A 14,975-nucleotide genomic window follows, 5' to 3' on the forward strand; every position below is an offset into this window, starting at 1 on the left:
CATGGCTCGTATAGCCGGCGTCAACATTCCGACCAACAAGCGCGTCGTCATTGCGCTTCAGTACATTCACGGCATTGGCAAGAGCTTCGCCCAGGAGATCGTTGACAAGGTCGGCATCCCGGCCGAGCGCCGCGTCAACCAGCTGACCGACGCGGAAGTGCTGCAGATCCGCGAGACGATCGACCGTGACTACCAGGTCGAGGGCGATCTGCGCCGCGAAGTGTCGATGAACATCAAGCGGCTCATGGACCTCGGCTGCTATCGCGGCCTGCGTCATCGCCGCTCGCTGCCGGTTCGCGGCCAGCGCACGCATACCAATGCGCGCACCCGCAAGGGTCCGGCCAAGTCGATCGCCGGCAAGAAGAAGTAATTTAGGGCAGTACGGGAGTAGGGCAGTAAGGCAATAGGATCGGCAGACATACTGCCGTACTCCCCTACTGCCTTCTCCCTGGTGGAGCCGCTGGCATTACGGCGGTGTAGAGATCAACTGAAAGGACCATCATGGCCAAGGAAGCCACACGTGTTCGCCGTCGCGAACGCAAGAATATCTCGTCGGGCGTTGCCCACGTCAACTCGACCTTCAACAACACGATGATCACCATCACCGACGCGCAGGGCAATTCGATTGCCTGGTCGTCGGCGGGAGCCCAGGGCTTCAAGGGATCTCGCAAGTCGACCCCGTTCGCTGCCCAGATGGCTGCCGAGGACGTTGCCAAGAAGGCCCAGGAACACGGCATGCGCATGCTTGAGGTCGAGGTCTGCGGACCGGGCTCGGGTCGTGAATCGGCGCTGCGCGCATTGCAGGCAGCCGGCTTCACCATCACCTCGATCCGTGATGTGACGCCGATCCCGCACAATGGCTGCCGCCCGCGCAAGAAGCGCCGCGTCTAAGATTGTCGCCCAAGCATTGCCTCGGGCCTGAACCGAGAGCGCAGCGGTTTGGGGCAACGACAGGCGTAAGAACAGAGACCTGAAGCGCTACGCGCTTTAGGGAAAAAATTACCGAACGCCGCGCGAACGCCAGGAGCGTTCCTCCACGGCATTCCAGGTCGCCCGCCACGATTGGATGGTGGCGGGTCAACGGAAGGAAAGCATCATGATCCAGAAAAATTGGCAGGAACTGATCAAGCCGAACAAGATCGAGTTCTCTTCGAAGAAGAAGACGCTGACCACGCTGGTCGCCGAGCCGCTCGAGCGCGGCTTTGGCCTGACCCTCGGCAACGCGCTGCGTCGCGTGCTTCTGTCTTCGCTGCGTGGCGCGGCGGTGACCGCCGTGCAGATCGACGGCGTTCTGCATGAATTCTCGTCCATCGCCGGCGTGCGCGAGGACGTGACCGATATCGTCTTGAATATCAAGGAAATCGCCATCCGCATGGAAGGCGACGGCCCCAAGCGCATGGTCGTGCGCAAGCAGGGACCGGGCGCTGTTCTGGCCGGCGACATCCAGACGGTCGGCGACGTCGAGATCCTCAATCCCGACCACGTCATCTGCACGCTGGACGAGGGCGCAGAAATCCGCATGGAGTTCACCGTCGATACCGGCAAGGGCTACGTTCCGGCCGACCGCAATCGCGCCGAAGACGCGCCGATCGGCCTCATCCCGGTCGACAGCCTCTACTCGCCGGTCAAGAAGGTCTCCTACAAGGTCGAGAACACCCGCGAGGGCCAGGTTCTCGACTACGACAAGCTGACCATGACGATCGACACCGACGGTTCGATCTCGGGCGAGGACGCGGTGGCTTTCGCCGCCCGCATCCTGCAGGACCAGCTTGGCCTGTTCGTCAATTTCGACGAGCCGCAGAAGGAAGTCGCCGCCGAGCAGGTGACCGAGCTTGCCTTCAACCCGGCGCTGCTCAAGAAGGTCGACGAACTCGAGCTTTCGGTGCGTTCGGCCAACTGCCTGAAGAACGACAACATCGTCTATATCGGCGACTTGATCCAGAAGACCGAAGCCGAGATGCTGCGCACCCCGAACTTCGGCCGCAAGTCGCTGAACGAGATCAAGGAAGTCCTGGCGGCGATGGGCCTGCACCTCGGCATGGAAGTGCCGGATTGGCCGCCGGAAAACATCGAAGACCTCGCCAAGCGTTACGAAGATCAATACTGACCGGTGAATTGAGAATGGTGAAATGGTGAATGGTCGTCGGTCGGCGACTTCGGAGAGGTAGAGCCCTTCCATTCACCATTCACTATTGACCATTCACAAAACGAAACAGCCGGGCCAACCGCCCACAACACCAGGAGAAGAGCCATGCGCCACGGATTTAAAGGCCGCCGGTTCGCCCGCAGCATAAGCCACCGCAAGTCGATGTTTGCCAATCTTGCCGTGTCGCTCATCGAGCATGAGCAGATCCTCACCACCTTGCCGAAGGCGAAGGATCTGCGTCCGATCGTCGAGAAGCTGGTGACGCTCGGCAAGCGCGGCGACCTGCATGCCCGCCGCCAGGTGATTGCCCAGATCGGCAATGAAGGCGTCGTCAAGCGCCTGTTCGACACGATCGCGCCGCGCTACGCCACCCGCAACGGCGGCTATCTGCGCATCATGAAGGCGGGCTTCCGCCACGGCGACAATGCCGCCATGGCGGTCATCGAGTTCGTCGATCGCGACACCTCGGCCAAGGGCGCCGGCGACCGTGCCCGCATCGAGGCAGAAGGCACCGACGAGGAAGCCGCAGCCGCATAAGCTTCGGTTTTCCCTCAAGGAGTTCAAAAGGGCCTGCGGGCCCTTTTGTGCATTCTGGCAGCGGTAGGGAGCATTGCGGGGACTGTCTTGACTTAAGCCCATGTCTTTTCCTCGAGAATAATTCGATTACATCGACTTAGCCTTTCATTTTGCACAATCGTCGGGACAATGGCGCCCGACCCCGGAGGATTCGGAATGCGCGTAAAACGGCTGTCCCTTGTTCTGCTCTGCGCCTTGATGGCGGCGGCAGTCGCGCCGGCCGCCAGGCAGGCGCTGGCTCAGGACACCAAGGCCAATCCCGGTCTGTCCGACGTGCTGACCGACATGTTGCGCGGCGCCGAAGGCGAAAATGCCACCTCCGGTCCAGACAAGCGCGTGCCGTTCGGCCGCGAGGAGATGCAACTGTCGTTTGCGCCGCTGGTCAAGCAGACGGCGCCGGCCGTGGTCAATGTCTATGCCTCGCAAACGGCCAGGCTGAGGTCGCCCTTCGACGGCGATCCGTTCTTCGAAGAGTTCTTCGGCCGTTCGCAGCCGCGTGCGCAGTCTTCGCTCGGCTCCGGCGTGCTGGTCGACCCGACAGGCATAGTGGTCACCAATTTCCACGTCATCAAGGACGCCGACCAGGTCAAGGTCGCCACCGCGGACGGGCGTGAATTCGACAGCAAGGTGCTGCTCAAGGACGAGACGCTTGACCTCGCCGTGCTCAAGATCTCCGCCGACAAGCCATTTCCGGTCGTCGCCATCGGCGATTCCGACGCTCTCGAGGTCGGCGACCTGTTGTTGGCCATCGGCAACCCCTTCGGTGTCGGCCAGACCACCACCAGCGGCATCGTTTCGGCACTTGCCCGCAGCCACATCGGCGTTTCCGATTCCAGTTTCTTCATCCAGACCGACGCTGCGATCAATCCCGGCAATTCCGGCGGTGCGCTGATCAACATGGGTGGCCAATTGGTCGGCATCAACACGGCGATCTACAGCCGCAGCGGTGGCTCGATCGGCATCGGCTTTGCTATTCCCTCCAATATGGTTCGCGCGTTTGCCGATGCGGCCAAGGCCGGGCGCGACTTCTTCGAGCGGCCCTATATCGGCGCCGAATTCGAGCGCGTGACGCCGCAAATCGCCGAATCGCTCGGTCTCGAGACGCCGACCGGGGCACTGGTTTCGTCCATCGACGAAGCCGGGCCGGCGGCGAAGGCGGGGCTCAAGGCCGGTGACGTCGTGCTGTCGCTCAATGGCACGCCGGTCGAGAGCATCGAGGCGCTGGATTACCGGATGGCGACGCTGTCGATCGGCACCAATGCCAGCTTCGCCGTTCTGAGCAAAGGCCAGCAAGCGGCGATGGACATCGCGCTGGAGCGTGCGCCGGAAGGTGCGAAACTCGCGGAAGTGACGCTGCGCGGTCGCAGCCCGTTCTCCGGTGCCAAGGTTGCGGAACTGTCGCCGCGGCTCGCCCAGCGGCTCGGCATTCGCACGGACGTCAAGGGTGTTACGGTGATCGACATCAATCGCGGTTCGCCCGCAGCCGGTTTCGGCTTCCAGCCGGGCGACATCGTTCGCGAGGTCAACGGCTTGACCATCGATACCGCGGCGACTCTGGAGCAGGCAGCCATGCAGGAGACGCGCTGGTGGCGCTTTACCGTCGAGCGCGGCGGGCAGATACTGCGCCAGGTGTTGCGTTACTGAGCCCGAGCGTCGATCCTTCGGACGAGATCGCGCTCCAACGAAAAGACGTGCATGGCCGATCTGTTCAGTGTCGATGAACCGGAAAAGGCGCCGCCCGGCAGGCCGCTGGCCGACCGGCTGCGCCCGCAGAACCTCAGCGAGGTCGTCGGCCAGGAGCATCTGACCGGACCCGACGGCGCGCTGACGCGGCTGATCGGCTCCGGCTCGCTCGGCTCGATGATCTTCTGGGGGCCGCCCGGGACGGGCAAGACCACGGTCGCGCGGCTGCTTGCCGGCGAAACCAGCCTTGCGTTCCAACAGATATCGGCGGTGTTTTCCGGAGTCGCCGACCTGAAGAAAGTGTTCGAGGCGGCGAGGCTGCGCCGCACCAACGGCCGTCAGACGCTGCTCTTCGTCGACGAGATCCATCGCTTCAACCGCGCCCAGCAGGACAGTTTTCTGCCTGTCATGGAAGACGGCACCGTCGTGTTGGTTGGCGCCACCACCGAAAACCCCTCATTCGAACTGAATGCCGCGCTTCTATCCCGCGCCCGCGTGCTGGTCTTCCATTCGCTCGGTGAGGACAGCATCGCAAAACTGCTGGCCCGTGCCGAGGAGACCGAGGGCAGGGCGCTGCCGCTCGACGACGAGGCGAGGGCGATGCTCGTCCGCATGAGCGATGGCGATGGTCGTGCGGCGCTGACGCTGGCAGAAGAGGTCTGGCGCGCCGCCAAGTCAGGCGAGGTGTTCGGCGCCGAGGGCCTGCAGCGCATCGTCCAGCGCCGCGCGCCGATCTACGACAAGGGCCAGGACGGCCATTACAATCTGATCTCGGCGTTGCACAAATCGGTGCGCGGCTCCGACCCCGACGCCGCCCTCTATTATCTCGCCCGCATGTTCGACGCCGGCGAGGATCCGCTCTATCTCGGCCGCCGCCTGGTGCGCATGGCGATGGAGGATATCGGGCTGGCAGACCCGCAGGCGCTGGTCGTCGCCAATGCCGCCAAGGATGCCTACGACTATCTGGGCTCGCCAGAGGGCGAACTCGCCTTCGCCGAGGCCACGGTCTATCTCGCCAGCGCGCCCAAATCCAACGCCGTCTACACCGCCTTCAAGGCCGCCACACAGGCGGCTAAGGAGTTCGGCTCATTGCTGCCGCCCAAACACATCCTCAACGCGCCGACCAAGCTGATGAAGGAAGAAGATTACGGCGCCGGCTACCGTTACGACCATGACGAGCCGGACGCTTTTTCCGGACAGGATTATTTTCCGGAAAAGATGGGCCGCCATAAATTCTATGATCCGCCGGAGCGCGGTTTCGAGCGTGATATCAGGAAGCGGCTCGACTATTGGGCGAAGCTGCGCGGCGAGCGGAAAAAGTAGGCTCGCGCTACTTTCCCGCTCAGGGGCAGGGATTGACCGAGCCACCCTGTAAGGGCAGTAAACGGCGATGATCAATCTCCTCCTCGTTGCCGCGGGCGGCGCTATTGGTGCCGGGCTCCGGCACGTCGCCAACTTCGTCGCATTGCGTCTTGTCGGCCCGAGTTTTCCCTGGGGCACGATGGCGATCAACATTGTCGGCTCCTTTGCCATGGGCCTGTTCATCACGACCCTGGCGCGGCGCTACGGCGGATCGAACGAGCTTCGGCTGTTCGTCGCCACCGGCATCCTCGGCGGCTTCACCACGTTCTCCGCCTTTTCGCTCGATTTCGCGACGCTGTGGGAGCGCGGCGCGACGCTGCCGGCGTTCGGATACGCCCTTGCCAGCCTCATTGGCGCGATCATTGCCCTGTTTCTGGGTCTTTGGCTCGCAAGAAGCCTGCCTTAATGCTATTGCCCCCGCTTGCAGCGCCGCGTGCCCCTCAGGGCGCGCCAAGGACGCTGCAGCTTTTTGATTTGCGCATGACCCTTTCCGAAGAGCGATTTCAGGTCATGCGCTGGAAACGGGTAAAAACGAGACAATGGCAGGCGTAGAACAGATCACGGTGGAGGCCGGCGAGGCGGGCATGCGGCTCGACCGCTGGTTCAAGACCCATTTTCCGGGCCTTGGCTTCGGCCATCTGCAAAAGTTGCTGCGCTCCGGCCAGATCCGCGTCGATGGCGGCAGGGTTAAGGCCGATACCCGCGTCGAGCCGGGCCAGACGGTTCGCATCCCACCGCTCGAAGTGGACAAGAAGGGCGAGAGCCCGCTCACCGGTCACTCGATCCGCAACCAGGGCGACGCCGACGTTCTGGCCAAGATGCTGATCCATGAAGATCCGAAAGTGTTTGTCTTCAACAAGCCGGCCGGCCTCGCCGTCCAGGGTGGCTCAGGCGTCACCCGCAATGTCGACGACATGCTGGAAGCCTGGCGCAGCCAGAAGGGCGAGAAACCGCGTCTGGTGCACCGGCTCGACCGCGACACGTCAGGCGTGCTGGTCGTCGCCCGCACCAGGCTCGCCGCCATGAAGCTTGCCGAGGCGTTCCGGGCGCGTGAGACCAAGAAGACCTATTGGGCGCTGGTCAAGGGCGTGCCGCCGAAGCGCGAGGACAAGATCTCGACTTGGCTGATCAAGGAACCGACGCCCGACGGCGACCGCGTGCGCGTCGCCAAGCATGGCGAAAAGGGCGCCGACCACGCGGTGTCTTATTACCGGATCGTCGAGCAGGCGGCGCAGACCCTGTCCTGGCTGGAGATGGAGCCTTATACCGGCCGCACCCACCAGCTTCGCGTCCATGCCGCTCACATCGGCTGCCCGATCATCGGCGATCCCAAATATTTCGAGGCCGACACCAATTGGGATTTTCCCGGCGGCATGCAGAACCGCTTGCATCTGCACGCGCGCCGCATCGTCATCCCGCATCCCGACAAGGGTTTTATCGACGTCACCGCACCGATGCCGCCGCATATGCGCCAGAGCTGGAACCTGATCGGCTTCGACGACGCCAGCGCGGAGGACTAGGTCCAGTGGGCATGGCCACCGATACGCTCGACCGCCGCGACAGGGTCGACATGGCCGCCGCCGCCATCATGGTCGGACTGACCTTTTCCTGGGGGCTGAACTACGTCGCCGCCAAGATCTCCTATGCCGGCTACGATCCCGTTTTCCTGTCGATCGCGCGGTCGGTCATCGGCGGGCTGTGCGTTCTCGTCTGGTGCCGCTGGCGCGGCATTGCGCTTTTTACCCGCGACGGAACCCTTGTCGCCGGCATTCTGGCAGGCGCGCTTTTTGGTCTCGAGTTCCTGTTTCTCTATGTCGGGCTCGAACAGACGACCGTCGCGCGCAACACCTTGCTGGTCAACACCATGCCGTTCTGGGTGCTGGTCGGCGGGCATTTCCTGCTGAACGAACGCATCACCGCGCGCCGGCTCGTCGGCCTTCTGCTCGCTTTCGCCGGCCTGGTCGCGGTGTTCTCCGACCAGTTGAGCGCCGGTAACGGTGCGACCCTGATTGGTGATCTGCTCAGTCTCGGCGCCGGCATTTTGTGGGCCTTGACCTACATCGTCATCAAGCGGACGAAATTGGCGGAAACGAGCGCCGAGAAGTTGCTGCTCTACCAACTGGCCGGCGCTGCGATGGTCGGCGCCTTGGTGCTGCCATTCGCCGGGCCGCCCGTCCGCGACTTCGCCGCTTTGCCGACCTTGGCCTTGCTTTTCCAGGCGGTCTACATCGTCGCCTTCACCTATGTGCTCTGGTTCTGGCTGCTGCGGCGCTATCCGGCATCGGGCCTGTCGAGCTTCACCTTTCTTTCGCCGGTGTTCGGCGTTCTGTGCGGCGCCATCTTCTTGAACGAGCCGCTGACCATCCGTATTTTCCTGGCACTCGGCCTCATCGCAGCCGGTCTGATCATTGTGAATCGGCCGGCCCGAAAACAGATCCCCGGATGAAAGGCTCCGGCATGCGCGATATTCTCAACGACCTCGAAGCGGGAAAGCAGCTTTCCGATCCGGATCCGGTACGCCGTGCCCAGATCCAGATGAAGACGCATCTGCCGAAACGCTTCTACCAAACCGTCTCGGTCGCACCGGCCGAAGCTGGTTTTGCGGTTCATCTCGATGGCAAGCCGGTCCGCACGCCGGGCAAAGCGCTTCTGATCCTGCCGACCGAAAAAGCCGCCGCTCTGGTCGCCGGCGAGTTCGCTGCGCAAGGCGAGACGATCGACCCGATGACGATGCCGGTCATGCGTCTGGTCAACACGGCCATCGACGGCGTTGCCAGCGACCCGCAGGCGGTTTTGGAAGACATCCTGCGCTTTGCCTCGTCAGACCTGCTCTGCTATCGCGCCGGCGCCCCCCAACGGCTCGTCGATCGGCAGAACGAATATTGGGATCCCGTCATCGATTGGGCGCGGAGCGCGCTCGGCGCCCGGTTTCACCTCGCCGAAGGGGTGATCCATGTCGAGCAGCCGCGCGAGAGCATCGCGGTGCTCGGCGTTCATCTTGCCCAGCGTGCCGACGCGCTCCGGCTTGCCGCCATCCACGTCATGACGTCGCTGACGGGATCGGCACTGCTGGCGCTGGCCGTCGATTTCGGCGAGATCGACGGCGAGGCAGCCTGGGCCGCCGGCCATGTCGACGAGGACTGGCAGGCCGAGCACTGGGGCCATGACGCGGAAGCCGTCGCCCGCCGTGCCCACCGCAAGCGCGACATGATGGCCGCCGTCGGTCTCCTCGAGGCGCTCAAGGGCTGACGGCAATCGCCCCCCCTCAATTCGTTTCGTCTTGCCCATCAGAGCGACGCGCGTCCAGTCGGGCGCACTATGCATCGTGCTTTCCGAACATCGATTCCGATGTTCGGGCCGATGCATTGGACCAAAGTCATAATCCCAAAGACGGGCTGCCTCTGGGCGGCGCTTTCTGTCACTTCTCGCGGCGATGGCTGCCCGAGTTCGTGTCCAGAGGCGACACCGCGCAGCATCAAGCACAGCGAGATGTCACGGGAGGACGAATTCATGGCAATGGCAGCGACCGCCGGCAGAGCAAGCCGCGGAATGACGCGGGAAGAGAAGAAGGTCATCTTCGCTTCCTCGCTCGGCACCGTTTTCGAATGGTACGATTTCTATCTCTACGGCGCATTGGCGGCGGCGATCGGCTCGACATTCTTCAACTCGTATCCGGAAGCGACGCGCAACATCTTTACGCTGCTGGTTTTCGCCGCTGGCTTCCTCGTGCGCCCGTTCGGCGCGCTGGTGTTTGGCCGCATCGGTGATCTCGTAGGTCGCAAATACACCTTTCTCGTCACCATCATGATCATGGGCCTGTCGACTTTCCTGGTCGGCCTGCTGCCTGGTTCGGCAAGCTGGGGCATTGCAGCACCCATTATCCTGATTGCGCTGCGCATGCTGCAGGGCCTGGCGCTCGGCGGTGAATATGGCGGTGCGGCGACCTATGTGGCCGAGCATGCGCCAGACGACCGCCGCGGCTTCTACACATCGTGGATCCAGACGACGGCGACACTTGGCCTGTTCCTGTCGCTGGTCGTCATCCTTATCGTGCAAAATTCGCTGAGCAAGGAGGATTTCGAGGCCTGGGGCTGGCGCGTTCCATTCCTGCTCTCAGCCATTCTGCTCGGCATATCGGTCTGGATTCGCCTGTCGCTTGCTGAATCGCCGACCTTCCAGCGCATGAAGGATGAGGGCAAGGGCTCCAAGGCGCCGCTTACAGAAGCCTTCGGACAGTGGAAGAATGCCAAGATCGCCATTTTGGCGCTTTTCGGCCTTACTGCCGGCCAGGCCGTGGTTTGGTACAACGGCCAATTCTACGCGCTGTTTTTCCTGCAGAACGTGCTCAAGGTCGACGGCCAGTCGGTCAACATCATGATCGCCATCGCGCTGGCGCTCGGCACGATCTTCTTCGTCGTGTTCGGCTGGCTCTCCGACAAGATCGGCCGCAAGCCGATCATCATGGCTGGCCTGGCGCTGGCGATCGTCACCACCTTCCCGCTGTTCAAGGCGCTGACCTGGGCAGCCAACCCGGCGCTCGCCACCGCGCAGCAAAACACCCGTGCCACGATCACCGCTGCGCCTGGCGACTGCAAGTTCCAGTTCAATCCGACCGGAACGCGCAAGCCTCTGACGTCGTGCGATATTGCGACGGATTTCCTTGCCAAGAGCTCGGTGCCCTATGACATCGTCACCACGGCGGCGCCGGGGACCGCGGCCAGTGTCAAGATCGGCACCGCAACGGTGGCGTCCTATGACGCCGTGGCAGCCGCAGACAAGGCAACTTCAAGCGATGCCGCGTTCAAGAAGGCAATCAACATTGCCTTGCGGGACGGCGGCTATCCGTTGAAGCGTGGTGCGGCCAAGGTCGCAGACCAGAAGCTTGAAGCCTTCGTCGCGGCCAATCCGGAGCTGAAGCTCGACGCCGCCGCAATCCGCGCCGGCGACAAGACGACGGTTGCGGCCGACAAGGCGATCAAGGACAAGCTGCTGACGGCCGTTGAGGCCGCGGCGGGAGCGCCCGAGATCACGGTCTACAGCGTCCCGGCGGCAGGCGCCTTTGCGATGTTTGCCGACCCTGAACAGGTCAGCTGGGCAAAGGTCATCGGCGTCCTGTTCATCCTGGTCATTTACGTGACCATGGTCTACGGACCGATCGCCGCGATCCTGGTCGAAATGTTCCCGACCCGCATCCGCTATACCGGCATGTCGTTGCCCTATCACATCGGCAATGGCTGGTTCGGCGGCCTGCTGCCGGCGACGGTGTTCGCGCTCAGCGCCTACAGCGGCGATATCTATTACGGCCTCTGGTATCCGGTGGTGATCGCGGCGATGTCGCTGATCATCGGTACGATCTTTGTTAGGGATACGCTGGGAACGGACTTGCACGCCAAGACCTGATCCTCGCCTGACAGCAAAAATGAAAAGCCCGGCGCGAGTGATCGCGCCGGGCTTTGCTTTGCAATTCGTCAAAAGCGATGCGGAGGAATGGTTTAGCTCTTCCGGTCCTGTTTTTCTTCCTCGATGGCCGCTTCGTGATACCAGCCGTTTCCGAAATCCGTACGGTTGCGCAATGAAGCAAGTTCTGCCGCGAACTTAGCCTTTCCGCTTAAATTTGAGGCAGAAGCGCGCGCTGCCACCGGGAACATCAGGATTTTGGCCGACTGACGGGTAGGAGTGATTTCCATTGTCGGTCTCCCTTCTTCTGCAGAGCCTTGCCGATTCAATCTTTCCCGAAGATAGGTTCTGCAATCCGGTTAGGCAATATGATTATAAAAAGATCAGTATCTGCCTGTTATTTATGCAGAACATGCTTGTGATTGATCCGGACGCATTGCGATTACGCGGCAGCGGATTTGTCGGGATGCGGCGTCAGTTTTGTCGCATCCTTGGCCGGTGAAAATGGCACACGAATTGCTTTCTGATAATCCGGCAGGTCGGCTGCAGGGTGGCTGGCATGCCGGCGCCGTCCAAGGTTCGGTGATCAAAGCAACGAGAGGCTAGAATGACGAAATACAAGCTCGAGTACATTTGGCTCGATGGATACACCCCGGTTCCCAACCTTCGTGGAAAGACGCAGATCAAGGAATATGCCGAATTCCCGACGCTCGACCAGCTTCCGTTGTGGGGCTTCGACGGTTCCTCGACCATGCAGGCCGAAGGCCACTCGTCCGACTGCGTGCTGAAGCCGGTCGCCATCTATCCCGACCCCGCGCGCAGCAATGGCGTGCTCGTCATGTGCGAAGTCATGATGCCGGACGGCGTGACGCCGCATGCATCCAACAAGCGCGCCACCATCCTCGACGACGAGGGCGCCTGGTTCGGCTTCGAGCAGGAGTATTTCTTCTACAAGGATGGCCGCCCGCTCGGCTTCCCCGAGAGCGGCTACCCCGCGCCGCAAGGCCCGTACTACACCGGCGTCGGCTACAGCAACGTCGGCAGCGTCGCCAGGCAGATCGTCGAGGAGCATCTCAACCTCTGCCTTGCCGCCGGCATCAACCATGAAGGCATCAACGCCGAGGTGGCCAAGGGCCAATGGGAGTTCCAAATCTTCGGCAAGGGCTCGAAAAAGGCCGCCGACCAGATGTGGATGGCCCGCTACCTGATGCAGCGCCTCACCGAGAAATACGGCATCGATATCGAATACCACTGCAAGCCGCTCGGCGACACCGACTGGAATGGTTCCGGCATGCACGCCAACTTCTCGACCGCTTATATGCGCGAAGTCGGCGGCAAGGACTATTTCGAGGCGCTGATGGCCGCCTTCGACAAGAACCTGATGGATCACATCGCCGTCTACGGGCCGGACAACGACAAGCGTCTGACCGGCAAGCATGAGACCGCGCCATGGAACAGGTTCAGCTATGGCATCGCCGACCGCGGCGCCTCGATCCGCGTGCCGCATTCCTTCATCAACAATGGCTACAAGGGCTATCTCGAGGATCGCCGCCCGAACTCGCAGGGCGACCCCTACCAGATCGCTTCGCAGATCCTGAAGACGATCGCCTCCGTCCCGACCAGCGCCGAGGTTTCGGCTGCCGCTTGAGCACGCGTCACGGCGCGGAACTGAGTGTCTGCGCCGTGACTGCTCTCCGTCGCGTCGGCCTTTTGTCAGGGCGACAACACCAACTGCTGGATTGAGTGTTCGCCATCCCAAACAAAAACCCCGCCGGATCGCTCCGGCGGGGTTTTGTTTGTCGCTTAGCTCGTCCGCTCAGACCGAGTAATACATGTCATACTCGACCGGGTGCGGGGTCATTTCGAAGCGCATCACTTCGGCCATCTTGAGCTCGATGTAGCTGTCGATCTGGTCGTCGTCGAAGACGCCGCCGGCCTTCAGGAAGCCGCGGTCCTTGTCGAGGCTCTGCAGCGCTTCGCGCAGCGAACCACAGACGGTCGGGATCTTCTTCAGTTCCTTAGGCGGCAGGTCGTAGAGATCCTTGTCCATCGGCTGTCCCGGGTGGATCTTGTTCTTGATGCCGTCGAGCCCGGCCATCAGCATGGCGGCAAAGGCGAGGTAGGGGTTGGCGCCCGGATCGGGGAAGCGGACCTCGACGCGCTTGGACTTCGGCGACGAGCCGAATGGAATGCGGCAGGAGGCAGAGCGGTTGCGGGCCGAATAGGCGAGCAGCACCGGCGCTTCATAGCCCGGCACCAGGCGCTTGTAGGAGTTGGTTAGCGGGTTGGTGAAGGCATTGATGGCCTTGGCATGCTTGATGATGCCGCCGATGTAGAACAGGCAGCTCTCCGAGAGGCCGGCATATTCATTGCCGGCGAAGGTCGGCTTGCCGCCCTTCCAGATCGACTGGTGGACGTGCATGCCCGAGCCGTTGTCGCCGAAGACCGGCTTCGGCATGAAGGTGGCCGTCTTGCCGTAGGCGTTGGCGACCTGGTGCACGACATACTTGTAGATCAGCATCTTGTCGGCGTTGCGGACCAGCGTGTCGAACTTGATGCCGAGCTCGTGCTGGGCAGCGGCCACTTCGTGGTGGTGCTTTTCGACACGCACGCCCATTTCGGCGAGCACGGTCAGCATTTCGGAGCGCATGTCCTGCGCCGAGTCGATCGGCGGCACCGGGAAATAGCCGCCCTTGATGCGCGGGCGGTGGCCCAGATTGCCGGTCTCGTAGTCAGTGTCGTCGTTGGACGGCAATTCGGTGGAGTCGAGCTTGAAGCCGGTGTTGTACGGATCGGCCTTGTACTTGACGTCGTCGAACACGAAGAACTCGGCTTCCGGGCCGACGAAGATCTGATCGCCGATGCCTTCCGCCTTCATATAGGCTTCAGCTTTCTTGGCGGTGCCGCGCGGGTCGCGGTTGTAGGATTCTCCGGAGATCGGATCGAGGATATCGCACAGGATGACCATGGTAGACTGCGCGAAGAACGGGTCCATATGCACCGTCTCGGTGTCGGGCATCAGCACCATGTCGGACTCGTTGATCGCCTTCCAGCCGGCGATGGAGGACCCGTCGAACATAACGCCGTCGGCAAACATGTCTTCCTCGACCTCAACGACATCCATCGTCACGTGCTGCAGCTTGCCCTTCGGATCTGTGAAGCGCAGGTCAACGAATTTCACGTCGTTGTCCTTGATCTGCTTCATGATGTCTTTGGCTGTCGTCATGTCATGTTTCCCTGTCTGATGACGTTTCGAGGAGATGATCTGAAATCAGAATCCTCAGACCGCGTCCATCCCTGTTTCGCCGGTGCGGATGCGCACGACTTCCTCGATGTTGGAGACGAAGATCTTGCCGTCGCCGATGCGGCCGGTCTGGGCCGCCTTGCGAATGGCTTCGATCGCGCCTTCGACCGCGTCGTCGCCGAGCACGACCTCGATCTTCACCTTGGGCAGAAAATCCACGACATATTCAGCGCCGCGATAGAGTTCAGTATGGCCCTTCTGCCGGCCAAAACCCTTGGCCTCCGTTACGGTGATGCCCTGCAGCCCGGCCTCCTGAAGCGCTTCCTTCACTTCGTCTAACTTGAACGGCTTGATGATCGCTTCGATCTTTTTCATGTAAAAAGTGGCCTCCACTGTCAAAAAAGACGGGTTGTGAGCCCCGCTTGCGCCTCTTTCAAGCACGAACTGTGCCAATTTGAGGGGATTCGAAGCGGTATCACGCGATTTCGATGCCATGCCGCGTTGAGGGCTAAATTCGCGTCATTCGCTGCATTGGCTGCGTCATGGATACTGGGAACCTACACATTG

General features: G+C 62.0%; 15 protein-coding genes. 12 read left to right on the forward strand and 3 right to left on the reverse strand.

Annotation, left to right across the window (positions count from 1 at the left end; genetic code table 11):
* The first annotated feature begins 1 nt into the window (after position 1).
* The 11 genes from rpsM (at position 2) to AC0L2Z_RS21870 (ending at position 11,167) form a co-directional block, all read left to right on the forward strand.
* The gene (rpsM, locus tag AC0L2Z_RS21820; RefSeq protein WP_023799280.1) at positions 2–370 is read left to right on the forward strand and encodes a 30S ribosomal protein S13; all 369 of its coding nucleotides are present in this window, start codon (positions 2–4) and stop codon (positions 368–370) included.
* A 131-nt stretch (positions 371–501) separates the two neighbouring features.
* Complete coding sequence (rpsK, locus tag AC0L2Z_RS21825; RefSeq protein ID WP_023799279.1) at positions 502–891, forward strand: 30S ribosomal protein S11; 390 nt, start codon at positions 502–504, stop codon at positions 889–891.
* A gap of 205 nt (positions 892–1,096) precedes the next feature.
* Positions 1,097–2,107, forward strand: a complete 1,011-nt coding sequence (locus AC0L2Z_RS21830) for a DNA-directed RNA polymerase subunit alpha (RefSeq protein ID WP_023799278.1) — start codon at positions 1,097–1,099, stop codon at positions 2,105–2,107.
* A gap of 144 nt (positions 2,108–2,251) precedes the next feature.
* On the forward strand, positions 2,252–2,683 hold the full coding sequence (gene rplQ / locus AC0L2Z_RS21835) for a 50S ribosomal protein L17 (protein WP_023799277.1): 432 nt from the start codon (positions 2,252–2,254) through the stop codon (positions 2,681–2,683).
* A gap of 195 nt (positions 2,684–2,878) precedes the next feature.
* Entirely contained in the window at positions 2,879–4,366 is a 1,488-nt protein-coding gene (locus AC0L2Z_RS21840) for a DegQ family serine endoprotease (protein ID WP_473629265.1), read from the forward strand.
* Positions 4,367–4,417: 51 nt separating this feature from the next.
* A complete protein-coding gene (locus AC0L2Z_RS21845; RefSeq protein WP_473629266.1) occupies positions 4,418–5,728 on the forward strand; it encodes a replication-associated recombination protein A in 1,311 nt (436 codons plus the stop codon).
* Positions 5,729–5,795: 67 nt separating this feature from the next.
* Positions 5,796–6,173, forward strand: coding sequence for a fluoride efflux transporter CrcB (gene crcB / locus AC0L2Z_RS21850; protein WP_029352249.1), 378 nt, complete (start codon positions 5,796–5,798; stop codon positions 6,171–6,173).
* Between the two features lie 133 nt (positions 6,174–6,306).
* Positions 6,307–7,287, forward strand: coding sequence for an RluA family pseudouridine synthase (locus AC0L2Z_RS21855; RefSeq protein ID WP_091591186.1), 981 nt, complete (start codon positions 6,307–6,309; stop codon positions 7,285–7,287).
* 11 nt (positions 7,288–7,298) lie between these two features.
* Positions 7,299–8,213 carry a DMT family transporter gene (locus tag AC0L2Z_RS21860; protein ID WP_473629267.1) on the forward strand — a complete coding sequence of 305 codons (915 nt, stop codon included), beginning with the start codon at positions 7,299–7,301 and terminating at the stop codon, positions 8,211–8,213.
* Between the two features lie 11 nt (positions 8,214–8,224).
* Complete coding sequence (locus AC0L2Z_RS21865) at positions 8,225–9,016, forward strand: ATP12 family chaperone protein (RefSeq protein WP_473629268.1); 792 nt, start codon at positions 8,225–8,227, stop codon at positions 9,014–9,016.
* 261 nt (positions 9,017–9,277) lie between these two features.
* On the forward strand, positions 9,278–11,167 hold the full coding sequence (locus AC0L2Z_RS21870) for an MFS transporter (RefSeq protein ID WP_473629269.1): 1,890 nt from the start codon (positions 9,278–9,280) through the stop codon (positions 11,165–11,167).
* 92 nt (positions 11,168–11,259) lie between these two features.
* On the opposite strand, the gene AC0L2Z_RS21875 is transcribed toward AC0L2Z_RS21870, so the two are convergent.
* Complete coding sequence (locus AC0L2Z_RS21875) at positions 11,260–11,454, reverse strand: DUF2735 domain-containing protein (protein ID WP_473629270.1); 195 nt, start codon at positions 11,452–11,454, stop codon at positions 11,260–11,262.
* A 317-nt stretch (positions 11,455–11,771) separates the two neighbouring features.
* On the opposite strand from AC0L2Z_RS21875, the gene AC0L2Z_RS21880 reads away from it, so the two are divergent.
* Positions 11,772–12,812 carry a glutamine synthetase beta-grasp domain-containing protein gene (locus AC0L2Z_RS21880; protein ID WP_473629271.1) on the forward strand — a complete coding sequence of 347 codons (1,041 nt, stop codon included), beginning with the start codon at positions 11,772–11,774 and terminating at the stop codon, positions 12,810–12,812.
* Between the two features lie 168 nt (positions 12,813–12,980).
* Here the strand turns inward: AC0L2Z_RS21880 and glnA are convergent, their stop codons facing one another.
* Together glnA and AC0L2Z_RS21890 are read right to left on the reverse strand one after the other, a co-directional pair.
* The gene (gene glnA / locus AC0L2Z_RS21885) at positions 12,981–14,390 is read right to left on the reverse strand and encodes a type I glutamate--ammonia ligase (RefSeq protein WP_023799265.1); all 1,410 of its coding nucleotides are present in this window, start codon (positions 14,388–14,390) and stop codon (positions 12,981–12,983) included.
* A 54-nt stretch (positions 14,391–14,444) separates the two neighbouring features.
* Entirely contained in the window at positions 14,445–14,783 is a 339-nt protein-coding gene (locus AC0L2Z_RS21890) for a P-II family nitrogen regulator (protein ID WP_006205430.1), read from the reverse strand.
* Positions 14,784–14,975: the final 192 nt, after the last annotated feature.

Source organism: Mesorhizobium sp. WSM4850, assembly GCF_055811735.1.